Annotated in this window: 23 protein-coding genes; 19 read left to right on the top strand and 4 right to left on the bottom strand. The window is 66.5% G+C overall.

The window, feature by feature from the left end:
- The first annotated feature begins 5 nt into the window (after positions 1–5).
- The 9 genes from ccoO to ACT53T_RS20225 all read left to right on the top strand — a co-directional run bounded on the left by ccoO (position 6) and on the right by ACT53T_RS20225 (position 9,854).
- Entirely contained in the window at positions 6–764 is a 759-nt protein-coding gene (ccoO, locus tag ACT53T_RS20185) for a cytochrome-c oxidase, cbb3-type subunit II (RefSeq protein WP_018266851.1), read from the top strand.
- A gap of 3 nt (positions 765–767) precedes the next feature.
- On the top strand, positions 768–920 hold the full coding sequence (locus ACT53T_RS20190) for a cbb3-type cytochrome c oxidase subunit 3 (protein ID WP_018266852.1): 153 nt from the start codon (positions 768–770) through the stop codon (positions 918–920).
- Between the two features lie 4 nt (positions 921–924).
- Positions 925–1,812 carry a cytochrome-c oxidase, cbb3-type subunit III gene (gene ccoP / locus ACT53T_RS20195; protein WP_400769862.1) on the top strand — a complete coding sequence of 296 codons (888 nt, stop codon included), beginning with the start codon at positions 925–927 and terminating at the stop codon, positions 1,810–1,812.
- 11 nt (positions 1,813–1,823) lie between these two features.
- The gene (ccoG, locus tag ACT53T_RS20200; protein WP_476162591.1) at positions 1,824–3,272 is read left to right on the top strand and encodes a cytochrome c oxidase accessory protein CcoG; all 1,449 of its coding nucleotides are present in this window, start codon (positions 1,824–1,826) and stop codon (positions 3,270–3,272) included.
- Between the two features lie 10 nt (positions 3,273–3,282).
- Complete coding sequence (locus ACT53T_RS20205; protein ID WP_476162592.1) at positions 3,283–3,789, top strand: FixH family protein; 507 nt, start codon at positions 3,283–3,285, stop codon at positions 3,787–3,789.
- A gap of 7 nt (positions 3,790–3,796) precedes the next feature.
- The gene (locus tag ACT53T_RS20210) at positions 3,797–6,031 is read left to right on the top strand and encodes a heavy metal translocating P-type ATPase (protein WP_476162593.1); all 2,235 of its coding nucleotides are present in this window, start codon (positions 3,797–3,799) and stop codon (positions 6,029–6,031) included.
- Positions 6,028–6,186 carry a cbb3-type cytochrome oxidase assembly protein CcoS gene (gene ccoS / locus ACT53T_RS20215; protein ID WP_476162594.1) on the top strand — a complete coding sequence of 53 codons (159 nt, stop codon included), beginning with the start codon at positions 6,028–6,030 and terminating at the stop codon, positions 6,184–6,186. The genes ACT53T_RS20210 and ccoS overlap by 4 nt, the downstream gene beginning before the upstream one ends.
- Positions 6,183–7,268 (top strand): hypothetical protein, encoded by a 1,086-nt coding sequence (locus ACT53T_RS20220; protein WP_476162595.1) that lies wholly within the window; start codon positions 6,183–6,185, stop codon positions 7,266–7,268. Before ccoS ends, ACT53T_RS20220 begins: the two co-directional genes overlap by 4 nt.
- Positions 7,269–7,382: 114 nt before the next feature.
- The gene (locus ACT53T_RS20225) at positions 7,383–9,854 is read left to right on the top strand and encodes a TIGR02302 family protein (RefSeq protein WP_476162596.1); all 2,472 of its coding nucleotides are present in this window, start codon (positions 7,383–7,385) and stop codon (positions 9,852–9,854) included.
- An 86-nt stretch (positions 9,855–9,940) separates the two neighbouring features.
- On the opposite strand, the gene ACT53T_RS20230 is transcribed toward ACT53T_RS20225, so the two are convergent.
- Complete coding sequence (locus tag ACT53T_RS20230; protein ID WP_476162597.1) at positions 9,941–10,534, bottom strand: TetR/AcrR family transcriptional regulator; 594 nt, start codon at positions 10,532–10,534, stop codon at positions 9,941–9,943.
- Between the two features lie 182 nt (positions 10,535–10,716).
- On the opposite strand from ACT53T_RS20230, the gene ACT53T_RS20235 reads away from it, so the two are divergent.
- From ACT53T_RS20235 to ACT53T_RS20250, 4 genes are all read left to right on the top strand, one after another.
- Positions 10,717–11,199 carry a hypothetical protein gene (locus tag ACT53T_RS20235; RefSeq protein WP_476162598.1) on the top strand — a complete coding sequence of 161 codons (483 nt, stop codon included), beginning with the start codon at positions 10,717–10,719 and terminating at the stop codon, positions 11,197–11,199.
- Between the two features lie 221 nt (positions 11,200–11,420).
- On the top strand, positions 11,421–11,612 hold the full coding sequence (locus ACT53T_RS20240; RefSeq protein WP_018266862.1) for a twin transmembrane helix small protein: 192 nt from the start codon (positions 11,421–11,423) through the stop codon (positions 11,610–11,612).
- A 17-nt stretch (positions 11,613–11,629) separates the two neighbouring features.
- Positions 11,630–12,208 carry a cob(I)yrinic acid a,c-diamide adenosyltransferase gene (locus ACT53T_RS20245; RefSeq protein ID WP_476162599.1) on the top strand — a complete coding sequence of 193 codons (579 nt, stop codon included), beginning with the start codon at positions 11,630–11,632 and terminating at the stop codon, positions 12,206–12,208.
- Positions 12,209–12,218: 10 nt separating this feature from the next.
- Positions 12,219–12,761, top strand: coding sequence for a GrpB family protein (locus ACT53T_RS20250; RefSeq protein WP_476162600.1), 543 nt, complete (start codon positions 12,219–12,221; stop codon positions 12,759–12,761).
- 6 nt (positions 12,762–12,767) lie between these two features.
- Here the strand turns inward: ACT53T_RS20250 and ACT53T_RS20255 are convergent, their stop codons facing one another.
- Positions 12,768–13,304, bottom strand: a complete 537-nt coding sequence (locus ACT53T_RS20255; RefSeq protein ID WP_476162601.1) for a TlpA family protein disulfide reductase — start codon at positions 13,302–13,304, stop codon at positions 12,768–12,770.
- A gap of 168 nt (positions 13,305–13,472) precedes the next feature.
- Between ACT53T_RS20255 and ACT53T_RS20260 the strand changes: the two genes are divergently transcribed.
- From ACT53T_RS20260 to ACT53T_RS20285, 6 genes are all read left to right on the top strand, one after another.
- Positions 13,473–14,876, top strand: a complete 1,404-nt coding sequence (locus ACT53T_RS20260; RefSeq protein WP_400769874.1) for a cation-efflux pump — start codon at positions 13,473–13,475, stop codon at positions 14,874–14,876.
- A 102-nt stretch (positions 14,877–14,978) separates the two neighbouring features.
- Positions 14,979–15,644 (top strand): hypothetical protein, encoded by a 666-nt coding sequence (locus ACT53T_RS20265; protein WP_018266867.1) that lies wholly within the window; start codon positions 14,979–14,981, stop codon positions 15,642–15,644.
- A 45-nt stretch (positions 15,645–15,689) separates the two neighbouring features.
- A complete protein-coding gene (locus tag ACT53T_RS20270; RefSeq protein ID WP_476162602.1) occupies positions 15,690–16,673 on the top strand; it encodes a hypothetical protein in 984 nt (327 codons plus the stop codon).
- Between the two features lie 9 nt (positions 16,674–16,682).
- Positions 16,683–18,287 carry a Dyp-type peroxidase gene (locus ACT53T_RS20275; RefSeq protein ID WP_476162603.1) on the top strand — a complete coding sequence of 535 codons (1,605 nt, stop codon included), beginning with the start codon at positions 16,683–16,685 and terminating at the stop codon, positions 18,285–18,287.
- A gap of 22 nt (positions 18,288–18,309) precedes the next feature.
- Positions 18,310–19,662 (top strand): cytochrome P450, encoded by a 1,353-nt coding sequence (locus tag ACT53T_RS20280; protein WP_476162604.1) that lies wholly within the window; start codon positions 18,310–18,312, stop codon positions 19,660–19,662.
- 83 nt (positions 19,663–19,745) lie between these two features.
- Positions 19,746–19,994 (top strand): exodeoxyribonuclease VII small subunit, encoded by a 249-nt coding sequence (locus tag ACT53T_RS20285; protein WP_018266871.1) that lies wholly within the window; start codon positions 19,746–19,748, stop codon positions 19,992–19,994.
- Between the two features lie 151 nt (positions 19,995–20,145).
- On the opposite strand, the gene ACT53T_RS20290 is transcribed toward ACT53T_RS20285, so the two are convergent.
- Together ACT53T_RS20290 and ACT53T_RS20295 are read right to left on the bottom strand one after the other, a co-directional pair.
- A complete protein-coding gene (locus ACT53T_RS20290; RefSeq protein ID WP_476162605.1) occupies positions 20,146–21,423 on the bottom strand; it encodes an efflux RND transporter periplasmic adaptor subunit in 1,278 nt (425 codons plus the stop codon).
- Positions 21,420–24,608, bottom strand: coding sequence for an efflux RND transporter permease subunit (locus ACT53T_RS20295; RefSeq protein WP_476162606.1), 3,189 nt, complete (start codon positions 24,606–24,608; stop codon positions 21,420–21,422). The genes ACT53T_RS20290 and ACT53T_RS20295 overlap by 4 nt, the downstream gene beginning before the upstream one ends.
- Positions 24,609–24,656: the final 48 nt, after the last annotated feature.

Consider the following 24,656-nt stretch of genomic DNA (forward strand, 5'->3'; position numbering starts at 1 on the left):
GAGACATGTCCGACATTGCGCGCAACGCGCCGACCGGCGGCCTGCAGAAGCGGCTCGAGACCAATTCGATCCTGCTGCTGCTGGCGATCCTTCTGCTGGTCTCGATCGGCGGAATCATCGAGATCGTGCCGCTCTTCTATCTGCACAACACGATCGAGAAGGTGGAAGGCGTGCGGCCCTATTCGCCGCTCGAGCTTTCCGGCTACAACATCTATGTGCGCGAAGGCTGCTACACCTGCCATTCGCAGATGATCCGCCCCTTGCGCGACGAGGTGGAGCGCTACGGCCATTACTCGCTCGCCGCCGAGAGCATGTATGACCATCCGTTCCAATGGGGCTCGAAGCGCAACGGACCGGATCTGGCGCGCGTCGGCGGGCGCTACTCCAATGATTGGCAGCGCGACCATTTGCGCGATCCGCGCTCCGTCGTGCCGGCGTCGATCATGCCGGGCTATCCCTTCCTCGCGCAGGCGCCGCTCGACTCCGAGCATATCGTGGAGCAGATGAAAACGCTGCGCCTCGTCGGCGTGCCCTACACGGATGCGCAGATCGACAACGCCAAGGCCGATCTTTCGGCGCAGAGCGCGCCGGACGATCCGGGCGCCGAGGCGCTGCGCCGCCGCTATCCCAATGTCGTCGTCAACGATCAGACCGGCAAGAACGGCGTCACCGAGGAGGATGCGCTCATCGCCTATCTGCAGCATCTCGGCGTCTCGGTGAATTTCAAGCTCTATGACGACAAAGCCGCAGTGAATGTGAGGTGAGCCATGACCACTTACGAATCGTGGCGAGAGCTTTCGGCGAGTTCGGGCCTTTTCTTCTTCGTCGCATTGTTCGCCGGAGTCCTGGCCTATGCGCTATGGCCCTCCAATCGCGAAAAATTCCGACGCGCCGCCGAGACGCCATTGCGAGAGGACTGAAGACATGTCGACGCGACAAGCTCACAGCGACGCGGCCCGCATCGATCCGCATTCCAAGACCAAGACCACCGGCCATGAGTGGGACGGCATAGAAGAGCTCGACACGCCGCTGCCGCGCTGGTGGGTCATCACCTTCTATGCGACCATCTTATGGTCGATCGGCTATTTTCTCGCCTATCCGGCGCTGCCGACTCTTTCCGGCGGCACGCAGGGCCTCATCGGCTGGCATTCGCGCGCATCGGTCGCGCGCGACATGGAGCAGCTGAACGAGATTCGCGGGCCCGTGCTCGAGCGGCTCGCCAATGCGCCATTGGAGGAGATAGAGGCGCGGCCGCAATTGCTCAGCGCTGTGCGCGCGCTCGGCGCCGCCGCCTTCGCCAATAATTGCGCCGGCTGCCACGGCGCCGGCGCGCAGGGCGCAAAGGGCTATCCCAATCTCAATGACGATGATTGGCTGTGGGGCGGCAAGCTCGCCGATATTCGCCGCACCATAGAGCATGGCGTGCGCTGGGACGCCGACAAGGAGACGCGCAGCGAGACCATGCCCGCCTTCGGCCGCGACGGCATGCTCGACGCGAAGCAGATTTCCATCGTCGCCGATCAAGTGCGCGCGATGGCGAAGCTTCCCGGCGGCAAGGCGACGGCGCAAGGCGCCAAGCTCTTCGACGACAATTGCTCCGTCTGCCACGGCGTCGACGGCAAGGGCAATCACGACATGGGCGCGCCCAATCTCACCGACGCTCTGTGGCTGTTCGGCTCCGACAAGGAGACGATCGCGAGCCGCATCGCCAATGGCGGCGGCGGCGTGATGCCGGCGTGGAAGGATCGCCTCGACGAGCCGACGATCAAGGCGCTCACCATCTATGTGCATACGCTCGGCGGCGGCGAGTGAAGGAGTGGAAAATGACGAGCGCCGATATGGGCAAGGCGAAGAGCGGCTCGCTCTACGCGCCGCGCAAGGCGATCTATCCGAAAGAGGTCGAAGGCGCGTTCCGCCGCATCAAATGGGGGCTGCTGGCCTTCACTCTCTCGGTCTATTATCTGCTGCCTTTCGTGCGCTGGGACAGAGGCCCCGGCGCCCCGTCGCAAGCGGTGCTCGTCGATTTTCCGCATCGCCGCTTCTATTTCTTCTTCATCGAGATCTGGCCGCAAGAGGTCTATTATCTCACCGGCCTCCTGATCCTCGCCGCGCTGGTTCTGTTCCTCATGAACGCGCTCGCCGGGCGCGTGTGGTGCGGCTATCTATGTCCGCAGACCGTGTGGACCGATCTCTATCTCGCCGCGGAACGCTGGATTGAAGGCGACGCGCGCGAGCGCGCCCGCAAGGACGCTGGACGGCGCACGGCGAAAATCTGGCGCGAGAAGATCGCCAAACATGCGCTATGGCTCGCCATCGCCTGGTGGACCGGCGGCGCATGGGTGCTCTATTTCGCCGACGCGCCGACGCTGGTCTATGAGCTCGCGACCTTCCAGCCGGGAATCTCGGAAGCCTATATTTGGATCGGCATACTCACCTTCACCACCTATATGCTCGCCGGCCATATGCGCGAGCAGGTGTGCCTCTATATGTGCCCCTGGCCGCGCATACAGGCCGCGCTCACCGACGAATATGCGCTGAACGTCACCTATCGCTATGATCGCGGCGAGCCGCGCATGTCGCTGAAGCAGGCGAGCGCGCTGCGCCTCGCCGGCGCGCCGGCCGGCGATTGCGTCGATTGCGGCCAATGCGTCGCCGTCTGCCCCACGGGCGTCGACATTCGCAAGGGCGCCTCGCTCGGCTGCGTGCAATGCGGCCTGTGCATAGACGCCTGCGACGCCGTGATGGCGAAGATCGGCCGCTCCGCGCGGCTCATCGCCTATGACACGCAGATGAACTGCGAGCGCCGCCGCAAGGGCGAGGCGCCCGTCTACAAGCCGCTGCGCGCGCGCACCATCATCTACGCCGCGCTCATTCTCGCGATCGGCGCGCTCATGACCGCAAAGCTGGCGACGCGCGAGGACGCAGCCCTCTCCGTGCTGCATGATCGCAACCCGCTCGCCGTGACGCTCAAGGATGGCAGCATTCGCAACGCCTACACCATTCGCTTCGCCAATATGAGCGCCGAGCCGCGCCGCTTTCTTCTGGAGACGAGCGGCGTCGAGGACGCCGAGGTGGAGATCGTCGGCGTCGAGCCCGACGCCGAAGGCCGCATGATCGTCGGCGTCGGCGCCGATCAGACGCGCGAGACGCGCGTGCTCGTCACATGGCGCGGCGCGCGCAGAGCCAAGGGACAGACGCCGATCCTCTTCACCTCCAAGGAACTGGAAAGCGACGCATCCGTCACAATGAAAGACGTGTTCGTGACCCCGTGAGGAAAAAGCCATGTCGCACATAAATCTGATGCGCGCGGCGCCCCAGCGTCGCCTCGGCGGTTGGCAGGTTCTTCTGCTGCTCGTCTTCTTCTTCGGCGTCGTCGCTTCGGTCAATGCCGTGATGATCTACGCCGCCCTCTCCACCTTCCGCGGCGAGGAGGTGAGCCGCGCCTATGAGAGAGGCCTCGCCTATAATCTCGACATAGCCGGCGCCCGCGCGCAGAGCGCGCGCGACTGGAAGGTGGAGGCGACGATTCTCCGCCGCGGCGCCTGGGAGAATCTCGTCTCGGTCACGCTGCGCGACCAGAATGGCGGCCTGTCGGGGCTGAAGCTGATGGCGGAAATCCGCGCGCCGGTCGACGGCCGCAAGGATGTCGCGGTCGATCTCGCAGAGATTGCGCCGGGCCGCTATGAGGCGCCGATCGTGATCGAATCCGGCTTCCGCGATCTCGTGCTGGTCGCGACGCGCGACGGCCGCGAAATGTTCCGCTCGAAGAGTCGTATCCGCATCGATTGAGCGCGTCATGACCATGGACGTCGATTTTTCCGCTCTCGCGACGCGCGGCCGCAATGGCGCGCTGCGCCTGGAGCTGGCGCTGGACGGCATGACCTGCGCCGCCTGCATCTTCGAGATCGAAGCGGCGCTGAAGGCCATTCCCGATCTCGTCGCAGCGCGTGTGAATTATGCCGATCGACGCCTCTCGCTGGAATGGACGGCGCCCGATTTCGACTTCGCCGCCGTATCGGAAAGACTGCGACGCATGGGCTATCGCGCGCGGCCGTTCGAGCGCGAGAGCGGCGAGAGCGCGGAGCGCGAGACGGCGCGGCGCCTGCTGCGCTGCCTCGCTGTCGCCGGCTTCGCCACGGTGAATGTGATGATGCTGTCCGAGGCCGTGTGGCTCGGCGGCGATATGGACGAGACGACGCGCGATTTTTTCCATGGCGTCTCCGCGATCATCGCTCTGCCGGCCACGGCTTTCGCCGGCCAGCCCTTCTTTGCGAGCGCCTTCGCCGCGCTGCGCGCGCGGCGGCTGAACATAGATGTGCCGATCTCGCTCGGCGTGCTGCTGTCGCTCGCAATGTCGGTCTATGAGACGCTCACCCACGCGCCGCACGCCTATTTCGATTCGGCGACCATGCTGCTCGCCTTTCTGCTGCTGGCGCGCTATCTCGATTGCGCCATGCGCCACAAGACGCGCGCCGTCGCCGCCAATCTCGCCGCGCTGCGCGCGCCCGCCGCGTGCCGCATCGCCGACGACGGCGCGCAAAATTATGTTCCGCTCGCCGCGCTAGCGCCGGGCGATCGCGTGCTGACGCGGCCGGGCGAGCGCATTCCTGCAGATGGCGTCGTTCTTTCCGGCGAGGCGAGCCTCGATGAGAGCCTCGTCACCGGCGAGACGCGCCGCCGCAGCGTTTCTGCGGGCGATACGGTCTATGCCGGCGCGCTGAATTTCGACGGCGCGCTGACGATGCGCGTGCAGGCCGCCGCCGGCGACTCAGTCATCGACGAGATCGAGCGCTTGGTGGAGAAAGCGACGGCGGCGCGCTCGCGCTATCTGCGCCTCGCCGATCGCGTCTCGCGCCTCTATGCGCCTCTCGTTCATCTCGCCGCGCTCGGCGCGCTGCTCGCATGGCTCTCGGCCGGCGCCTCGCTGCATGATGCGCTGGTGACGGCGATCGCCGTGCTGATCGTCACATGCCCTTGCGCGCTGGCGCTCGCCGTGCCCGCCGTGCAAGTCGCCGCGAGCGGCGCGCTGTTTCGCGCCGGCGTGCTGCTCAATTCCGACGATGCGCTGGAGCGTCTCGCCGAGATCGACACTGTCGTCTTCGACAAAACCGGCACGCTGACGACGCCGGAGCCCTGCGTCGTCAATGCGCAGGAGATCGAGCCGGAGCTATTGGCGCTCGCCGCGCGGCTCGCGCATTCGAGCCGACACCCACTCGCCAGCGCAGTGGCGCGCGAATATCCGCGCGCCACTGCGATCGAAGGCGCGCGCGAGGAGCGCGGCGCCGGCGTTATCGGCATTGTGGAGAGCGTCGAGGCGCGGCTCGGCGATCTGCGCTTCTGCGGCGTCGATGGCGTCGCGACGGACGAAGACGCATCCGTCATCGCCTTTCGTCATGGCGAGCGCGCCGCTCTGCTGCGCGTGAGGCAGACATTGCGCCATGATGCGCGCGAGACGATCGTCGCGCTGCGGCGGCGCGGCTTGCGCGTGCTGATCTTGTCCGGCGATCGCGCCGCGCCGGTGGAGGCGACGGCGCGCGCGCTCGGCGTGACGGAATGGTGCGGCGCTCTGAAGCCGGCCGATAAGGTGGCGCGGCTCGAGGCGTTGCGCGACGAAGGACGCAAAACTCTCATGATCGGCGATGGGATCAATGATGCGCCTGCGCTCGCCGCCGCTCATGTGTCGCTGTCGCCGATCGACGCGACGCAGATCGCGCAAGCGGCGGCCGACGCCGTGTTTCTCGGCGAGGGCCTCGCGCCCATCGTCACGACGATCGACGCGGCGCGGCTCGCCCGCGCCTTGATGCGGCAGAATCTCGCTCTGTCGCTGCTCTACAATATCGTCGCCGCGCCGCTCGCAATGGCGGGATTGCTGACGCCGCTCATCGCCGCCATCGCAATGTCGAGCTCCTCGCTCATCGTCACGCTCAATGCGCTGCGCGCCGGCCGCCATCGCTCCGACGACCGGGCGGACGTGGCGAATGAGCGTCAGCCGAATCGACGCATGGCCATAGAGAAGGAGTCGCCCGCATGAATGTCCTTCTCTTTCTGGTTCCGCTCGCTCTGCTGCTCGGCGCGCTCGGCCTCGCGGCTTTCGTCTGGTCGCTGAATGCGGGTCAATATGAGGATCTCGAAGGCGCCGCCGCGCGCGCGCTCGCCGACGATGACGTCGAGGATTCGCGATCATGAGCCTGCAATTCGATCCGCTGCTCGCGCGGCCGAGCGAGACGCTCTGTCTCTGCCCGCGCATGGGCGAGACCGACGACCCGCCATCGACGCTGCGGCTCGCGCTCGGCTTCGGGCTCGGCGTGCTGGCGCAGGCTTTGGCGCTCTCGCAATTGCCGCAGGCGGCGCTGCTGATCGCGCCGCGCGCGGATGAGATCGGCTGGCCGCTGGCGCTGATGCTCATCGGCGCGGCGCTCGCCTCGTTTCCGGCGGCGCTGCTGGTCGACGGATTCGGACGGCGCGCCGCCTTCGCGCTGGGGGCGAGCCTCGGCGTCGGCGGCGGCCTGCTCGCCGCCTTCGGCATGACGCGCGGACATTTCCCGGCGCTGTGCCTCGGCGCGCTATGGCTCGGGCTGGCGCAGGGCTTCGGACTCTTCTATCGCCACATAGCGGCCTCGGCTCGGGGCGGAGTGAGCGTGCTGGCGGGCGGCGCGCTCGCCGCGCTGGCGGCGCCGCTCGCGGCGTATTGCGCAGAGCTCGCGGGGGGCGGAGCGGCGACCTTGCTCTGCGCATCATTGCTGCAGATTTTCGCGCTCGCTCTTGCGGTGCGCGCGCCGCATGGCTTCGCGCGGCCTCGGGACGAGGGAGAGGAAGAAGATCGCGATTGGCTGACGCTCAGACTCGCGCTGCTGACGCTCGCCGGCGCGGCGGCCTGGGCGATCATGGCGGCGGCCATGCTGCGCGGCCCCTTGTCGCTCTCGCTCTGCGGAGCGGCCCAGAGCTTCATCGGCGGAGCGATGGCTTGGCATCTGCTCGCAATGTATGGCCCCGCCGCGCTGGCGGCGCGCTGGCCGGCGTTTTTTCCTGCGCTGAAGAGCCTTTGCGCCGGTCTTCTGCTGCTGGCCGGCGCTTTCGCGCTGCTGCGCCTCTCCGCCTCGCCCGCGCTTCTGGCGGCGGGCATGGCGACGATCGGCGCCGCCTGGTCGCTCGCCAACATCGGCGCGCTGCGGCTGTTGCACGCGGGCCGGCGGCCGCCGCCGGCCGCGCTGGCGCTGCATGATCTCTGCCTGCTCGGCGCGGCGGCCGCGGGCGCGCTGGCGCTTTGACCCGATTTCGCCGCATGCTTTTCGCAAATTGCTGAAATCGGCGTAGACTCCCCTCCCGGATGGGCCTGCGCGGCCGGCGCTCGCGCGCTAAATTGCCCGGCGAGGACGAGAATTATGAGCTTCTGGCGCAAGAAAGAGAGCAGCCGCGGCGAGGCTTCGCCGACGCTGGAGGCGCTGGTGCGGCGCTCGCGGGCGGCGCTCGCGCTCGAGCGGCTGGCGCGCGTCGCCGCCGGGCTCGCCACATTGCTGCTGGTTTTTCTCGCGGTCTCCTTCACCGGCCTCTGGCTCGGCGTCGGCGCGAGCGCCCGGGCGCTCGGCGTCGGCGCTTTCGCACTGGCGGCCCTATGGATCCTCGGGCGCGGCCTTCTCGCCGGAGCGCCGCGACGCCGCGAGGCTCTGGCGCGTCTCGACGCCTCGCCCGGCGCGGAGCATCGGCCCGCCGCCTCGCTCGAGGACACGCTCGCCGGCGGCGTCGACGATCCGACGACGCGCTCACTCTGGGCGCTGCATCGCAGCCGGCTCGAGCGCAAGCTCGCGGCGATAGAGGTGACGCCGCCGGACCCCGGCCTGCCGCAGCGCGATCCTTTCGCTCTGCGCGCCGCCGCTCTGGTGGCCGCGGTGGCCGCGGCCTTTGTCGCGGGGCCGGATCGCGAGACGCGGCTGCTCGCCGCCTTCGATTGGGAGAGCGGCCCCGCCTCGGCGACAGGGGCTCGGGTCGACGCCTGGTTCGAGCCGCCCGCCTATACGGGCCGGCCGCCCATCGTGCTGCCGCAGCGCGCCGAAGGGCCTTGGGCGCAGGTTTCGGTCCCGGTGAATTCGACTTTGGTGTTGCGCAGCCTCGGCGCGCGCGGCGCCGCCACGACCAGCGGCGGCCTCGCGCCGATCGAGGGCGGCAAGCAGAAGCCGGCCGGCGGCGAGGCCGAGGAGCGCTTCAAGCTCGCCGGCGACGCCGCTCTGGCGCTGCGCGGCGCCGGCGAGTTCCGCATTCAGGCCATCCCGGACCGCCCGCCGTCCATCGAGATCACGCAGCCGCCGCGCAATAATGCGCGCGGCACCATGACGCTCGGCTTTCGCACCGACGATGATTATGGCGTCATCGCCGGCGAGGCGGTCGCCGCCCTGCCCGGCTCGGCGCGGCCGAGCCGCTCGCTCTATCCGCCGCCGCGCCTCGCTTTGCCCGTGCCGCCGACCCGCGGCGGCCTCGGCGAGGCCAAGGCGACGCTCGATTTCTCCGACCACCCTTGGGCCGGCGCGCGCGTCGCGCTGACGCTGGTCGCCCATGACGAGGGCGGCAATGACGGCTTCTCCGCGCCGCTGGACGTCACTCTGCCGGAGCGCCGCTTCGCCAAGCCGCTGGCCCGCGCCCTCGCCGAGCAGCGCCGCAATCTGGCGCTGGACCCGGATCATTCCGCCCGCGTGCTGACGGCGGTGGACGCTCTGTCGCTGGGCTCGGCGCTGTTCGAGACGCCCTCCTCCATCTTCCTGGGTCTGAGCGCCGCCAAGGCGCGGCTGCAAGCGGCGCGCGACGACGCCGATCTGCGCGAGGTCGCCGATCTTTTGTGGGCCATGGCGCTCTCTCTCGAGGAAGGCGACGTCTCGCAGGCGGAACGCGATCTGCGCGCGGCGCAAAAGGAGCTGCGCGAAGCTTTGGCGCGCGGCGCCAGCGAGGAAGAGATCGCCAAGCTGACGCAGGACATGCGCGCAGCGCTGGAGAAATTCCTGAACGGCCTCGGCCGCAAGAGCGGCGAGAAGGCCGAGCGCTCCGCCCCGCAGCAGGGCGATCAGCGCGTGCTGACGCCGGACGATCTCGACGCCATGCTGAGCGAGATCGAGAAGGCCGAGCGCGCCGGCGATCTCGCCGAGGCGCAGCGCCTGCTCGACGATCTGCAGGATGTGCTGGAAAATCTTCGCCCCGCGCAGGCCAGCCGCGCCGACCCGCGCGCGCGGGAAATGTCGCGCGCGCTGGACGAGCTCGACAAGCTCACGCGCGAGGAGCAGCAATTGCGCGACGAGACCAATCGCGGCCAGCAATCGGGCGGACAGCAATCCGGCGGCGAGCCGCGACGCGGCGGCAAGGGCCAATCCTCTGCCTCCGACGACGCCCGCGGACGGCAGAAGGCGCTGCGCGACCGCTTGGAGCGCGAGCAGGACCGGCTGCGCCGCGCCGGCGAGGCCTCGCCCGATCTCTCCGACGCCGACAAGGCGATGAAGGAGGCCGAGAAGGCGCTCGGCCCCGGCGGCGAGGGACCCGGCCGCGCCGTGGACGCCCAGGGCCGCGCGCTGCAGGCGCTGCGCCGCGGGGCCGACCAGCTCGCCTCCCGCATGCAGGGCGACGGGGAAGAAGGCGAGGGCCAGAACGGCCGCCAGGGCCGCCGCGCCGGAATGCGCCCCGGCGAAGGCGCCGATCCGCTCGGCCGCCCGACCGGCCGCCAGCGCGGCCAGGAGGCCGGCGCCCATTACGATCCGCTCGGCCTGCCGCCCGCCGTGCGCGCCCGCCGCGTGCAGGAGGAGCTGCGCCGCCGTCTCGGCCAGCCCGAGCGCCCGGCGGAGGAGCTGGATTATTTCGAGCGGCTGCTGCGGCGGTGAGGCGCGCTATGACGGACCGTGACGCCGCTGAGGCGCACGGAGAGGCGACGTAATCGATCCAGTCGAAGCCGAGCGCGAAGGCCCGTTCAGTCGTCCTCCCCCGCTCGGAGCGAGGCGGCGGCGGCGTCGACGGCTGCTCGGCGAATCGACTTGGCGATTTGCTCCGCCAGGCGATTGCTCTTCATAGAACGCGCCAGCGTCAATCCGCCGATCAAAACGCCGAGCATCGACCAGGCGCGAGAGAGTCGCTGCTGCTCGTCTCCGCCCGGCAAGCCATCGGCGACGAGGCCTGCGATCTTTTTCATTTTCGTTTCGAAGAGGGCCTTTACCTCGGGTTGCGATCGCGCGACCTCGGGCGAAAGGGTCGTCATCGCGCAGCCGCATGCGAGATCGTCGCGATGAGCCTTGCCGAGATAATAATCGGCGAAGGCTCGCACCCAGTCGGCGCCGTGCTCGCTCTGATACTGCGGAACGGCTCGGATCACCTCGTCGAGCCCGAGTTCGAGCGCGTCGCGAAACGCGCCGTCCTTCGAGCCGAAATGGGCGTAAAAGGCGCCCGACGTGACGCCCGCCGCCTTGGCGATGGCGTCGACGCCGACCCCCGCATACCCATGGCTGCGGAAGCTCCGACTTGCCGCATCGCGCATGCGCTCGCGGGTCTGCTCCTTCTTTGTAGACATCCGCCCTCGATGGTTTTTATCACGATCGCTATATTTCTCGTTGACAAGATAACGGTCGTTATCCTAGGTTTGATATATCGATCGTTATATTTCTAGAACAGCCGGGGCGCAATGCCCCGACCGGCGATCGCCATTGCGGAATGGCGCGGCGTTCTGGCCGCATAAATCAGGAGAAAAATCTCATGCTCGAGAAAATCCTATCCCGATCGACCCTCGCGGCTGTGATTGCGTTGACGGCCGCGTCGGGAGCCCAGGCAGAAAACCAGACCTGCATGACGATCGGCGGCGTAGCGATACCGAATTTTTTTGCAGAAGGAGACAATCCGATGATCATTTCCGCCGCGCTGACCGGAAGCGTGAACACGGCGGCTGGAAAGATCATCGCGCAACGACAAACCCCGACCGGTCTCGAAATGGATATGGAGCATTATTTCGGTCGAGACGACGGCGGCGCATTTCAGACCAAGGATCTGGCCATTCTTACCGCCGTTCCGGGAAAACCCGGTCGGTTCATGATCGAGATTTCCTACCACATCCAGGAAAATGTGACCCGTGGGACGTTGAAGGGTTACAAAGGGAAGTTCAACAGTTACGGGCTCGTCGACCTGCGCGATCCAGAAAATTTGGTCGGCCTCGTCCGCTACGCCGGCGACATCTGCAAATAGGGCGTTTCAAAAAAAGCGCCGCCGGGCGACGCTTTGCGGCCCGGCGGGTTCTCTCGCAGCGAACAGATCGACTCCACGCGCTCGACGCGCGCAATAGGAGGATCACCCGCTCGACGCAGAGCCGAAATCCCCCGCCTCGCGCTCCCCGCTTGCCCATCGCCCCCCGCTCCATTAGTCATTGAACCGCAACGGAGCGAGCGCCTCCGGGAGGGTGCGGCCCCATGATGTCCAGCTGGTCCAACATCGCCGTCATGGGCGCGGTCGCCGTCGTCGCCATTGTCGTGCTGCTCGGCCTCGGCAATGTGCTGCGTGGCGGCGACGGCAATCTCTCGCAAAAGCTCATGCGCTGGCGCGTGGGCTTGCAATTTTGCGCTCTGCTGCTGATCCTGGCGATCCTCGCCTTTCGTCACTAGAGCAAGAGCCGCCGAAAATGGTCCGCCTCGACAAGATCTACACGCGCGGCGGGGACGCCGGCGCCACTTCCCTGGTCGGCGGCGAGCGTCGCCGCAAGGACGATCTGCGCGTCGAAGCCTATGGCGCGGTGGACGAGACCAATGCGGCCATCGGCCTCGCGCGGCTCGACACGGGCGAGGACGCCGCGCTCGACGCCATGCTGGCGCGCATACAGAATGATCTCTTCGATCTCGGCGCAGAGCTGGCGACGCCGGTGAAGCCCGGCGAGTCACTGCCGGAGAACAGCCTCTCCATCGTGCAATCGCAGGTCGATCGGCTGGAGCGCGAGATCGACGAGCTGAACGCCTCGCTCGCGCCGCTCAAATCCTTCGTGCTGCCGGGCGGAACGGCGGCGGCCGCGCATCTCCATCTCGCCCGCACGGTGAGCCGCCGCGCCGAGCGCATAATGGTGGCGCTCGCCAACGCCCCGGAGGAGGCCGTCGGCACCACGGCGCTGCGCTATGTCAATCGCCTCTCGGATTTCCTCTTCGTCGCCGCGCGCTATGCGAACAAGGACAGGGGCGACGTGCTGTGGACGCCGGGCGCGACGCGCTGAGACGACCGCCATGCCCGCGCCGCTCCCCGTCATTCTCAGCGCTCACGATCCGCGTTGGGCGCAGCTCGCCGCCGCGCGCGCCGAGCGGCTGAAGGCTCTCGGCCCGCTGGTCGAGGCCGTTCATCACATCGGCTCGACCTCCGTGCCGGGCCTCACAGCCAAGCCCATCATCGATCTTCTGCCCGTGGTGAGCGATCTCGCCGCGCTCGATGCGCGGCGGAGCGAGGTGGAGGCGCTCGGCTATGAGTGGCACGGCGACTATGGAATAGAGGGGCGGCGCTTCTGCACCTGCTCGGACGTCGCCGGAGCGCGCCTCGCCAATGTGCATTTCTTCGCGGCCAATTCGCCGGATGTGGCGCGCCATCTCGCCTTTCGCGATTATTTGCGCGCGCATCCCGAGGCGGCGCGCGCCTATGAGCGGGAGAAACGCCGCGCCAGCGCGCTGCACCCGGACAATTCCCACGATTATACCGATGAGAAGGCCGCTTTTGTGAAGGCGATGGAAGGCGAAGCGCTCGCCTGGTGGGAGAGGAATCGACCGCTCGCGGAGTGAGCCGCCTCAGCGCTTGCCGTCGATCCAGCTCGCGAGCTTCAGATCGGTCAGCGCGCCGATCTCCGTCCGCAAGGAGCCATTGGCGGCGACGAAAGCGGTGAAGGGCAGCTCGCCCTCCCAATGGCGATCGACCTCGAAATAGAGCCGCTCGACGAAACGATCGGCGAAAGCGAAATTGACGGACTGCTTCAGCCCCGCCTTCTCCATGCGCGCCAAGGCGCGGTGACGATCGCTCTCCGGGTCGGCGTTGACGAAGACGAAATCGACGCCCGGCGTCTCGCGCGCGAGCTTGCCCCATTCGGCGAGCTCCGAGACGCAGATGACGCAGGTGACTGACCAGAAATGCACGATGAGCGGACGGCCGGCGTGCGCCTTGCGGATGGCCTCGAAAGAGCCGCGCGCGAAAGGCGCCACCTCTTGCGTGCGCGCCTCTTGGGCCTGCGCGGCTGGCAGCCGTCCGAATTGCGGCCATGCGAATTGCGCCATTGCGCAGGCCGCGAGGCCGGCGGCGGCCAATAGCGCATGTCTGATCCTCGGCCGCATCGTCTCTCGCTCCTTCTCGCGCCCCCTCCTACCCTTAGCGGAAATCGGCCGCAGAGGCGAGCGGCGCCCTCGGCGGCAGAAAATGCGGCGGATGATTTGCGCCTGTCGCATTGTGTTGTTAAGTCTGGGACCCGCGGCGCGGCGGCGCGCCGACCAACCGATCCGCCCATGTCCGACACAGCCGACACCTCGACCGACGCGGCCGCGCGCAAGACCGCGGCCGCCAAAGCCTCGATCGCCGCGAGCGCCGTGCTGACGCTGGCCAAGCTCGCGGCGGGCCTCGCCTCCGGCTCTCTGGCGCTGATCTCGGAGGCCGGCCATTCGGCCGCCGACGTCGCCGCCACAGTGCTGACCTATGTCGCCGTGCGCCAGGCCGAGAAGCCGGCGGACGAGAAGCATCATTATGGCCATGGCAAGGTCGAATCGCTCGCCGCGCTGATCGAGACCGGCCTGCTCTTCGGCCTCGCGCTGGTGGTCGCCGGCCAGGCGGCGCAGCGGCTCGGCGACACGGATGTCGAGATCGACGCCGGCTGGCCCGTGTTCGCCGTGCTGATTCTCTCCATCGTCGTCGATTTCGCGCGCGCGCGGCGGCTCGGCGCCGTCGCCGAGGAGACGCAGAGCGACGCGCTGGCCGCCGATGCGCTGCATTTCACCAGCGATCTCGTCTCCTCGGCGCTGGTCATCGTCGGCCTCGCCGCCACGCGCGCCGGCTTTGCGCAGGGAGACGCGCTCGCGGCTTTCGGCGTCGCGGTCTTCATCGCCATCGCCGGCTACAGGCTCGGGCGCCGCACTGTGGCGACGCTGCTCGACGCCGCGCCGCAAGAGCTGGTGCCGCAAATACAAGACATTCTGCGCGCCGCCCCCGGCGTGATCGCGGTAGAGAGCCTGCGCCTGCGCACCGCCGGCCCCATGGTGATGGGCGAGGCCGTCATCGGCGTCGCGCGGACGCTGCCGCTGGAGCGCGCCGCGCGCATAAAGGAAGACGCCAACGCCGCCATCATCCGCGCGATTCCCGGCGCGCAGATCACCCTCGCCACGCGCCCGATCGCGCTCGACGACGAGACGGTGCTGGAGCGCATTCTGCTCGTCGCCGCCCGGCGCCGCATACAGGTGCATCACATCATCGCGCAGACGGTGGGCGAGCGCCTCTCCATCACGCTGGATCTCGAGCTCGACGGCGGCATGTCGCATGGGCGCGCGCATCAGATCGCCTCGGACCTCGAGCAGGCGATCCGCGAGGAGTTCGGCGAGGCGATCGAGATCGACACGCATATAGAGCCTTCCGAGCCGCAGCTGCTCACCGGCCAGGACGCCGAGCCGCAGACGCGCCGCGCCATCGCCGACGCGCTCGCGCGTCACGCCGCGCGGGGCGGAAAGGTGGTGAATGTCCACGACGTTCGCGCGCGCGAGACGGGGGAAGGGCTCGTCGTCAATTACCACTGCTGCGTCGATCCGCAGCTCTCCGTCGACGCCACGCACGCCGCCGTCGACGAGGTGGAGCGGGCGGTGCGCGGCGAATTTCCGAACATCCTTCGAATTGCGGGACATGCGGAAATAAACGACCATTCCTGAGCGCGCCGGAACGCGCGGCGCGCAGTGTCCATATTGTCTTTTGAGCAGAATGCAGCTATCCGTAGCGCGGAATAATGGAATAGTTTTTTCGAGGCCGAGATCATGTCGAACGTCACGGGCAAAGCCTATGGAATGAACGTCATTACGCCGATGAAGCCCTGGCGGACTTGGTTCAATCGCTTCAGCTTCATGATCTCGCGGTCGATTCCCTCCTCGCTCGGCGGCCTGCTCGGACTGCGTTTCATCCATTTCGCGCGCTGGGCCATCATCAAGCGCGACCAATGGCCCGATCTCGGCCAGGGCAAGCAGCAGCTCGCCAATGACTATCTGCTGTTCTGCAGCAATTTCAACGGCACCTGGGACCAATATATCGACGCCTTCGCCGACGGCCTGCCCAATGGCCTCGATCTGCTCTGGTACACGAGCACGAAATATCCGCATTCCGTGCCGATCACGCCGTTCAAGAATTACATTCGCGCCAATCAGATCGACACCAATTACTATTACAATTCCGTTCCCGGCGCCGCGCAGCGCGACGTGACGGCCGCCCTGCGCGTGCGCGAGGCGCTGCTGAAGCTCGAGGCGAATCTGCAAGCCTCGACGCCGGAACAGTTCCGCGCGCTCTACGTCCGCTATCTCTGCACGGTGCAGAACGACCTCGGCTATGAAGGTCGCGCGCCGGTCGCCAGCAATGATACGGAAAACGCCGAGATCAATCGCGAGGACTATCTGCACTTCGCCGGCGAGCTGGCGACGAGCGCCCGCTGACGCATCCGTCCGCCAGACAGAATTCACGTTTTCAAAGAGGCCGTCATGCCGACCTTCGATAGCGGAGCCTATTTCCTCACGACGCTCATTCCCGTCAGCACGGCGACGATCGTCGAGGATGGCGTCCCCACTTCGCCCGTGCACGCTCTGCGCAAGCATTTGTCGCTGATGCCGCGCGGCGAGCGGAGCCCTTTCGCCACCAACACGACCAATCATTTTGCGCGTCTCGTCGTCATCGACGACGTGGACTACAATGGTCGCGAGCAGCCCAACACGCTGCTGGTCGCCGCCAGCCCCGAGCTGCCGATCGACCAGAAATACAAGGACATGCTCAATCCGGTGATCGCGCAGCGGCAAGATCACCTCTCTTGTCCCTTCCTGTTCTTCTCCGCCGATTTCGACTCCAAGACGGGCTCGGACGCCGAGCGCGACGCCTATCTTCGCGATCTCTGGACGCAATCGGAAGGCGAGCTGCGAAAAGTCTTCAAATATTGTCTCGGCTTCGAGGCGCGCGTGCGCGATGCGGCGAGCTTCGCCAAATATGTCGCCGACTGCCAGATCGAGACGACCATGCCCTTCCATGATTATTGGGCGCATGGCGTGCCGGCGGACAAGCTGCCGAGCGTGGCGCTGAAGACGGTGGGCCTCGCGGGTCTCGGGATTTTCGTGGTCGCCGCGGCGCTGGTCTATTTCTGGCTGCTGCCGCATTTCCTGCACGGCTTCATCGGCGCGCTGCTGGCGATCGCCGCCGGCGTCGGCGTCGCGGGCCTCGCGATCTATCTCTATATTCTCGACTTCGGCAAAAAGCCCTTCCCCGCCGCGCCCGACTCCACTTTGCCGGATGTGCTGAAGGCGCTCTATCTGCGTCGCGAGCTCACGCGCTTCGCCATCGACAATCAAGTCGACGCCGCCGGGACGGATCCGGCTTCGGCGCAGCGCCTCTATGACGCTTTCAAAGCTTTCATCGACGCCAACAAGCCGGGCGATGTCGAAGGACCGACGCAAAAGCCGGGCGCAATCGGAATCTAGGGGCGGAAAATGTCAGTCGTTCTCGACCTCGCGGATATTCAGGGCAATATTCTCGAAGCCTATCCCAAGCAGGGCTATTTCAAGGGCCGCACAATTCTGCTGAACATCGGCGGCGACTCGAAGACGAGCCGCGCCGCCAATGGCCGCCATTTCGTGACGAGGCTGCTGCCGCGCGTCACCACGGCGCTGGCGGGCGCGAGCGTCGGCGATGCGGTTCGGCCGCCGGCGGTCGCCGTCAATGTCGCCTTCACCTTCTACGGCCTGCTCATGCTCGGCGTGCCGACGCGCACGCTGCGCGGCCTGCCCGACGAGTTCATCGACGGCATGGCCGCCCGCGCGCGCATGCTGGGCGATGATTTCAGCGGCGACCATTGGCAGGAGAAATGGGACACCGTCTGGCAGAACAAAGGCAAGCCGCCGGAGGCCGCGGTCCATATTCTCATCGTACTCAACCAGCATTACACGGCGAGCGCGGCCGATCTCGACGCGACGACGGAGGCGATCGTCGCCCTCGCCGCGGAGAATGGCGTGAGCGTTCTCGCCGGTCATAATCCGCCCGGCAAGGAGCAGACGCTCTATCAGGACATTTCGGCGATCTTCGACGAGCACGGCCGGCCGACGCCCAAGGAGCATTTCGGCTTCTCCGACGGCATCAGCGATCCTGTTTTCGAGGGGCAATATCCGGCCGACAAGCTGCAGAGCGCCGCGATCGGCCAAGGCGCCGTCGATGGCAATGGCGCTTGGCGCGCGCTGGCGGCGGGCGAATTCCTGCTCGGCTATCCCGATGAGGCGCAGGAGATTCCCGGCGCCGCCATGCCGCTCGCCTTCAGCCGCAACGGCACCTTCATGGCCTATCGCAAGCTGCATGAGCATGTCGGCGCGTGGAACAGGTTCATCGGCGAGCAGGCCGAGAAATTCGCCGCCTTCCGCGGCATTCCTGTGGTCGAGGCGCGCGAGACTCTGCTCGCCAAAATGGCCGGCCGCTGGTCGGACGGCGTGCCGCTGATGAAGGCGAAGGACTTCGCCGAATGGCAGGCCTTCAACGAGAAATTCCCGCAGAACTCGCCGGAGCGCGAGCGCGAGCTCGTCGACTTCACCTATCGCAAGGACATCGACGGCGAGCAATGCCCGATGACGTCGCATACGCGCCGCGTGAACACGCGCGACGCGCTCGACCCTTGGGTGCAGACGAATCCGAAGCTGGCGTCGGGCTCCGTGCTCAATAATCGCCGTCGCATCCTGCGCCGCGGCCTGCCCTACGGCTCCTCCGGCCCGGAGGCGACGGATGACGGCGATCACGGCATTGTGATGCTGGTCGTCTGCTCGAGCCTCGCGCGCCAGTTCGAATTCGTGCAGCAGCAATGGATTCATTATGGCCTCGACGCCAATGCGGGCAATGACACCTGCCCCATCGTCGGCAATCACTCGCAGGGCGAGGCCCGCAACGGCCCCAAGGCCAAATTCGTGGTGCCGTCCGAGCAGGACTCGGGCAAGCCGCCGTATGTCGCCGAAGGTCTGCCGCAATTCGTGGAGACACGCGGCGGCGAATATTTCTTCGTGCCGAGCCTCACCGCTCTGCGCATGATCGGCATGGGCACGGTCGATCCGACCTGAGGACCCCAGCGGGAAAAAGACGATGACCTTGTTGAAGAACATCTTCGCCGCGCTGCGCGCCTATGCGCTGACGCTCCTCGACGCGGTCGTCGCCCTTTTCTCGCTGATCGCGACGACGGCGCGCGCGCTCGTCACCGGCAAGGGAACGCTGAAGGAGCGTTTGGTCGGGGCGCTCACGCGGCCGAGCTCGCTGATCGAAATATTCGCGATCTTCCGCGCCGTGCTGCCCAATTTCGTGATCGGCAAGCAGCTGATCACCAGCTATGAGAACAATGGCACGGCCTTCGTCCTGCGCGCCACGGATGTGATCGAGGTGCTCGACCGCGAGGAGGATTTCGCCGTCGTCTATGAGCCGAAGATGCGCGCCATCACCGGCGGCGCCAATTTCTTCCTCGGCATGCAGAACACGGCGCAATATCAGCACGACACCTCGCTGATGAAGCTCGCCATGCGGCGCGACGACGTGGAATCGGTGGTGACGCCGCTCGCCCGCGCCCGCGCCGAGGCCTATGCGAGCGCCTTCCCCAAGCGCATCGACGTGCCGCAGGAGCTGACGCTGCGCGTTCCGGCCGCCATCGTCTCCGATTATTTCGGCGTTTCCGCCCAGGCCGAGACCGACGCCATCCAATGGGCGACCAGCCTGTTCTGGTGGCTGTTCGTCGATCTCAAAGGCGAGCCGGCGATCGAGACCAAGGCGCTGATGGCCGCCGCCGATCTTCGCGCGGCGATCGACGCCGCCATAGCCGCGCGCAAGGCGAGCGGCGATAAGAAGGACGACGTGCTCGGCCGCGCGCTGGAGTTGCAGAAGGGCGCGCCGGAATTCGACGACATCGCCATTCGCGACAATCTCATCGGCCTCGTCATCGGCGCGATCCCGACCATTTCCAAAGCCTCGGTGCAGGCGCTCGACCAATTGCTCGACCGGCCGGAGGCGCTCGCCGGCGCCCATGCCGCGGCCGTGGCCGGCGACGAGGCGCTGCTCGGCGCCTATCTCTTCGAGGCGCTGCGCTTCAACCCGGTCAATCCGGTCATCTACCGCCGCGCCAATCGCTCGACGGTGATCGCCGCCAACACTTTCCGCGCCCGCAAGATCCCGGAGGGAGCCATGGTGCTCGCCTCCAATCTCTCGGCCATGTTCGATCCGCTGCAGATCGACAAGCCGAACGAGTTCCGCGTCGATCGTCCCTGGGGCAATTACATCCTCTGGGGCTATGGCATGCACACATGCTTCGGCGCCTATATCAACCGCGCCGTGATCCCGGCCATTCTGCGCCCTGTGCTGGCGCGGCCCAATCTGCGCCGCGCGGCCGGCGCGGCGGGCCAAATCGACGTCTCGACGCCCTTCCCGCAGCATTTCGTGGTAGAGAGCGACTGACGGGCGGCTCCAGCGCGGCGCCCGTCGCCCTTCTCCGATGACGAGAGGGAAATGCGCTCCGCCGCGCCGAAGGAAAAGCCCAAGTGTCCGACGCCAACGCCGATATAGACGCCCTGCCCTTCGAGAAGGCGATTCAGGAGCTTGAGGAGATCGTCGGCAAGCTCGAGAAGGCGAGCGTCTCGCTCGACGATTCGGTGAAGCTCTATGAGCGCGGCGAGGCGCTGAAGAAGCGCTGCGACACGCTGCTGCGCGAGGCCGAGGCCCGCATAGAGAAGATCACGCTCGGCGCCGACGGCGCGCCCAAGGGGACGGCGCCGCTCGACGTGGAATGAGCCCGCCGGCGCTTCGCTTCTTTTTAAACTGCAGAGCCGTCATTGCGAGGAGCGCAGCGACGAAGCAATCCAGGGGCCGCCCAACGGCTCTGGATTGCTTCGCTTCGCTCGCAATGACGGGCGAGAGGCGAGGGTTTCGCGCCCGAAGCGCTCACTTGCGGATCGTCACCTTGCGGCCGTCGCGAATATCGGCGGGCGGGTCGATCGCCACGGTCTCGTCGCCCGTCAATCCTTGATCGACATCGACATTCGTGCCGAAATCGCGCGCGATGTTGATCTTCGCGAGGCGCACGACATCGTCCTTGCCGATCACCGCGACGCGCGGCCCCTCCGCGCCGAAGAGGATGGACTGCGCGGAAACATTCACCAGCGGCCGCGGGCGCGGAATGTCGAGCACGACGCGCACGAACATTCCCGGACGCAGCTCGCCGGTCGGATTGGGGACATCCACCTCGGTGAGCAGGGTGCGCGAGGCGGAGGCGAGCGAATTGGCGTTGCGCGCGATGCGCCCCTTGAAGCTCTTGCCGGGCATCTCCGGCGCCTCGACCTTGGACTCGAGACCATCGACGAGGCCCGACGCCTCCGATTGCGGCACTGAAACCTGCACACGCAGAATATCGTCGCGCGCCAGAGAGAAGAGCGGCGTGCCGCTATTGGCGTCGGCGCTGACGAGATCGCCCACCTCTATGTTGCGCGCCGTCACCACGCCACGGAAGGGCGCAGTGATGTCCTTGAAGCCGACGAGCTGCTTCAGCCGATCCACATTGGCCTGCGCCGCGGCGATATTGGCCTGCGCGACCTCTACGCCCGCCTCGGCCGATTGCAGATTGGCGGCCTGCGTCTCGACATTGGCGGCGTTGGTGTCGTTGTTCTGCTTGCTCTCGTAATTGTTTTTCACGAGCTGCGAGCTGCGGCCGTAGGTCAGCTTGGCGAGGTTGAGACTGGCCTTGCCTTGCTCGACCTGCGCCTTGGATTGCAGGAGCTGCGCCTTGTTGAGCGCGAGCTGCGCCACCGCCTGCGCATATTGCTGATCGAGATCGGGCGCGGAGATGCGCACGAGAAGGTCGCCCTGCTTCACCTTGCTGCCGATATCGACGCGCCGCTCGGCGATATAGCCGGTCGCGCGCGCGAAGACTCTCGCCTGCTCCCAGGCGAGAGTCTGGCCCGGCAGCTCGATATGCACGGGGCCGGCGACTTTCGTCACCTTCGCGGCGCGCAGGCTGAGCGTCGCATTGGCCTGCTCTTGCTGAAACGCCTGCGCGTCATGCTCCTGCGCCGCATGGCGACGCAGGCCGATGAGCAGCACGAGCGCGAGAAGCGCGAGAAGAATCAAGAAAGGGAGCTTGCGCAGGCGCGGCGGCGGCGCCTCATGCACGCCGACGCCGGTCGAAGCGAATCCGCGTCCCTGCGGCTGCGACATCTCGGTCATAGATAATCCCTCGGAGGCTGCACCTCTCCACGTCGCAGCAGCGAATAGAGGAAAGGCACGAAAAGCAGTGTCGAGCATGTACCGAAAGCAATGCCGCCCATCACCGCGCGGGCCAGCGCGGCGTTCTGCTCGGCGCCTTCGCCGAGCGCGAGCGACATGGGCAGAAGGCCGACGAACATCGCCGTCGCCGTCATGATGACGGGACGAATTCGCGTCAGCCCGGCCTCGATCGCCGCCTCCTCCGCGGAGACGCCGGTCGCCTCTCTATGCTCGCGCGCGAAAGTGACGAGCAGGATGGAATTGGCCGAAGCGACGCCGACCGACATGATGGCGCCCATCAGCGACGGGATGGAGAAGGTCGTGCCGGTGACGTAGAGCGCGAAGACGATGCCGCAGAAGGCGATGGGCAGAGCCAGAATGACGACGAAAGGATCGCCCCAGCTCTGGAAGTTCACCACCATCAGCAGATAGACGAAGATCATCGAGGCGACGAGGCCGAGGCCGATGCGCGCGAAAGCCTGATTCTTGCTGTCGATCTGTCCGCGGATGACGATGTAGTTGCCGGGCTTCAGCTCCGGCTCGATCTCCGCGATCGCCTTGCGCAAATCCCGCTCGACGCCGCCGAGATCGCGGTCCTGAATATTGGCGTAGACGTCATAGGTCGGCTGCGTGTTGGAATGATCGGCGACGCTCTGCTCCACGCCGCGCTTCCATTGCGCGACATTGGTCAGAAGATCGACCTGCGCCGAGGAGGCGCCGGTGAGATCGGAAATCGGCGTGTTGGCGAAGGCGTTGAGCGAGGCGATGCGATATTCCGGCGTCTGCACCGCCACCTGATAGGGAATGCCCGTCACCGGATCGGCCCAGAAATTGGGCGTCACCTGGAAGGAGGAGGAGAGCGAGATATTCACATTATTGGCGATCTGCTGGACGCTGACGCCGAGCTGCTGGCCCTTCCAGCGATCTATGTCGACGAAGAATTCCGGCGCGTCGAGAATCTGGTGAATATGCGCGTCGACGACGCCGCGCACTTGCGTCACGCGATCCAAGAGCTTGCGCACGATGATCTTATTGCCCGGCGCGTCGCGCCCGACGATGCGCAGCGCGATCGGCGCGGGAAGGCCGAAGTTCAGGATCTGCGTCACGATGTCGGCCGGCTGAAAATAAAAGATCGAATCCGGAAAGCGCTGCGGCAGGACCTCGCGCAGCTTGCGCATGTAGTCCGCCGTCGGCGCATGGCCATGCGCGAGCGAGATCATGATCTGCCCGTCATTATAGCCGACCGTGGTGCCGTCGGAGAAAGCGTAATTATAGGTGATCTGCGGCAGGCCGATATTGTCGATGACCAGAGCGAGATCATGCGGCGGGATCGTCTCGCGAATGGCGTCCTCCACCTTTTGGAACAGGCGCTCGGTCTCCTCTATGCGCAGGCCGGAGCGGCCGCGCACATGCAAGGTCATCTGGCCGGCGTCGATCTGCGGATAATAATCCTCGCCGACCGAGACGAACAGAAAAGCGCCGAAGGCGAAGACGCCGGCGACGAAGGCGAGCGTGCGGCCCTTGTGGCGCAGCACAGCGACCAGCAGCAGCGCATATTGGCCGCGCAGCTTCTCGAATCCATGCTCGAAGCCGAGCTGAATGCGCGTCAGAATGGCGGCGAAGCCGGTGCGGCGCGCATCGCTCTCGCGCTCGCTCTCCGCGTGATGCTCATGGATGAGCAGCTGGTCCATCAATATGGGCACCAGCGTTCGCGACAGAAAGTAAGAGGCCAGCATGGCGAAGACGACGGCCAGCGCCTGCGGCACGAAGAGAAAGCGCGCGGCGTCGGTGAGGAAGAGCACGGAGACGAAGGCCGCGCAAATGGCCAGCGTCGAGATCAGCGCCGGCTTGGCGATGCCGGCGGCGCCCTCCGCCACCGCATAGCGGAAATCCTTGCCCTCCTCGAACAGGCGATAGGTGTTCTCGATGGCGACAGTCGCGTCGTCCACCAATATGCCGACCGCGAGCGCCATGCCGCCGAGCGTCATGATGTTGATCGTATGGCCGAGCGCGCTGAGCGCGGCGAGCGAGGCGAGGATCGACAGCGGAATGGAGATGACGACGATCAGCGTCGAGCGCCAGGAGCCGAGGAACAGCAGGATCATCAGCGCGGTGAGGCCCGCGGCGATGACGCCCTCGTGCAGCACGTCCGATATCGCATTGGAGACGAAGACCGACTGGTCGAACAATTCGGCGATATTCGTGTCCTTGGGGATCGCCTCGCGCAGCTTGGCGATGCCGGCCTTCACATTCTCGACGACATTGAGCGTCGAGGCGTTGCCATTCTTCAATATGGTCAGCAGCACGGCGCGCGAGCCGTCGACGCGCACGATATTCTGCTGCGGCGGGCTGCCGTCGCGCACCTGCGCCACATCGCGGATCAGCAGCGGCGCGCCATCGGCGACGCGGATCGGAATGCTGTTGAGCGTCGTCAGCGCGTCGGGCGTCGAGTTGAGGCGCACGACATATTGCAAATCGCCGAATTTCACGAGGCCCGAGGGCACCACCAGATTGCCGGCGGTGATGGCGTTGACGACATCGAGCGGCGTGAGGCCGCGCGCCTGCAGCGTTGCCGTGTCGAGATCGACCATGATCTGGCGCTGCTTGCCGCCCCAGGGCGTCGGCAGGGTGACGCCGGGCGTCGTCGTCAGCTGCTGACGGACGCGATAGAGGCCCATGTCGTAGAGCTGCTGCTCATTGAGGCTCTTGCTGGAGAGCGCGAGCTGAATGACCGGCACTTGCGAAGCCGAATAGCGCACCACTGTCGGCGGATTGATGCCGGGCGGCATGAGCGCGCGAATGGAGTTCATCGCCGACACGACCTGCGTGATGGCGAGCTCTATGTTCACATCCGGCTGGAAATAGATCTTGATGACCGCGACGCCCTGCAGCGTCTGGCTCTCCATATTGCGAATGCCATTGACGTTATTGCTCGTGGAGAGCTCGGCGTAGGTGGTGACGCGGCTCTCCATCTCGGCGGTGGAGAGGCCCGTATAGGTCCAGATGACGGTGACGACCGGAATATCGACGTTCGGAAACACGTCCTTGGGCGTCGACACGATCGCCGCGCCGCCGAGGAACGTCATCAAAATGGCCAGGACGTAGAACGTCAGCCGAAACTTGAGCGCATATTTGACGAGTTCCATGGACGCCTTCCACTCTCACCACGCTGCGGGCGCCGCCGTCCGCTTCGC

Source organism: Methylosinus sp. DMC45, from assembly GCF_056313885.1.

Bases quoted from the DNA above. Each gene is read 5' to 3' on its own strand.
- ccoO (WP_018266851.1), top strand. From the start codon at position 6: ATGTCCGACATTGCGCGCAACGCGCCGACCGGCGGCCTGCAGAAGCGG.
- ACT53T_RS20220 (WP_476162595.1), top strand. From the start codon at position 6,183: ATGAGCCTGCAATTCGATCCGCTGCTCGCGCGGCCGAGCGAGACGCTC.
- ACT53T_RS20210 (WP_476162593.1), top strand. From the start codon at position 3,797: ATGACCATGGACGTCGATTTTTCCGCTCTCGCGACGCGCGGCCGCAAT.
- ACT53T_RS20240 (WP_018266862.1), top strand. From the start codon at position 11,421: ATGATGTCCAGCTGGTCCAACATCGCCGTCATGGGCGCGGTCGCCGTC.
- ACT53T_RS20190 (WP_018266852.1), top strand. From the start codon at position 768: ATGACCACTTACGAATCGTGGCGAGAGCTTTCGGCGAGTTCGGGCCTT.
- ACT53T_RS20225 (WP_476162596.1), top strand. From the start codon at position 7,383: ATGAGCTTCTGGCGCAAGAAAGAGAGCAGCCGCGGCGAGGCTTCGCCG.
- ACT53T_RS20290 (WP_476162605.1), bottom strand. From the start codon at position 21,423: ATGACCGAGATGTCGCAGCCGCAGGGACGCGGATTCGCTTCGACCGGC.
- ACT53T_RS20205 (WP_476162592.1), top strand. From the start codon at position 3,283: ATGTCGCACATAAATCTGATGCGCGCGGCGCCCCAGCGTCGCCTCGGC.
- ACT53T_RS20275 (WP_476162603.1), top strand. From the start codon at position 16,683: ATGTCAGTCGTTCTCGACCTCGCGGATATTCAGGGCAATATTCTCGAA.
- ACT53T_RS20260 (WP_400769874.1), top strand. From the start codon at position 13,473: ATGTCCGACACAGCCGACACCTCGACCGACGCGGCCGCGCGCAAGACC.
- ACT53T_RS20270 (WP_476162602.1), top strand. From the start codon at position 15,690: ATGCCGACCTTCGATAGCGGAGCCTATTTCCTCACGACGCTCATTCCC.
- ACT53T_RS20255 (WP_476162601.1), bottom strand. From the start codon at position 13,304: ATGCGGCCGAGGATCAGACATGCGCTATTGGCCGCCGCCGGCCTCGCG.
- ccoG (WP_476162591.1), top strand. From the start codon at position 1,824: ATGACGAGCGCCGATATGGGCAAGGCGAAGAGCGGCTCGCTCTACGCG.
- ACT53T_RS20245 (WP_476162599.1), top strand. From the start codon at position 11,630: ATGGTCCGCCTCGACAAGATCTACACGCGCGGCGGGGACGCCGGCGCC.
- ACT53T_RS20280 (WP_476162604.1), top strand. From the start codon at position 18,310: ATGACCTTGTTGAAGAACATCTTCGCCGCGCTGCGCGCCTATGCGCTG.
- ACT53T_RS20250 (WP_476162600.1), top strand. From the start codon at position 12,219: ATGCCCGCGCCGCTCCCCGTCATTCTCAGCGCTCACGATCCGCGTTGG.
- ACT53T_RS20235 (WP_476162598.1), top strand. From the start codon at position 10,717: ATGCTCGAGAAAATCCTATCCCGATCGACCCTCGCGGCTGTGATTGCG.
- ACT53T_RS20265 (WP_018266867.1), top strand. From the start codon at position 14,979: ATGTCGAACGTCACGGGCAAAGCCTATGGAATGAACGTCATTACGCCG.
- ccoP (WP_400769862.1), top strand. From the start codon at position 925: ATGTCGACGCGACAAGCTCACAGCGACGCGGCCCGCATCGATCCGCAT.
- ACT53T_RS20230 (WP_476162597.1), bottom strand. From the start codon at position 10,534: ATGTCTACAAAGAAGGAGCAGACCCGCGAGCGCATGCGCGATGCGGCA.
- ACT53T_RS20295 (WP_476162606.1), bottom strand. From the start codon at position 24,608: ATGGAACTCGTCAAATATGCGCTCAAGTTTCGGCTGACGTTCTACGTC.
- ccoS (WP_476162594.1), top strand. From the start codon at position 6,028: ATGAATGTCCTTCTCTTTCTGGTTCCGCTCGCTCTGCTGCTCGGCGCG.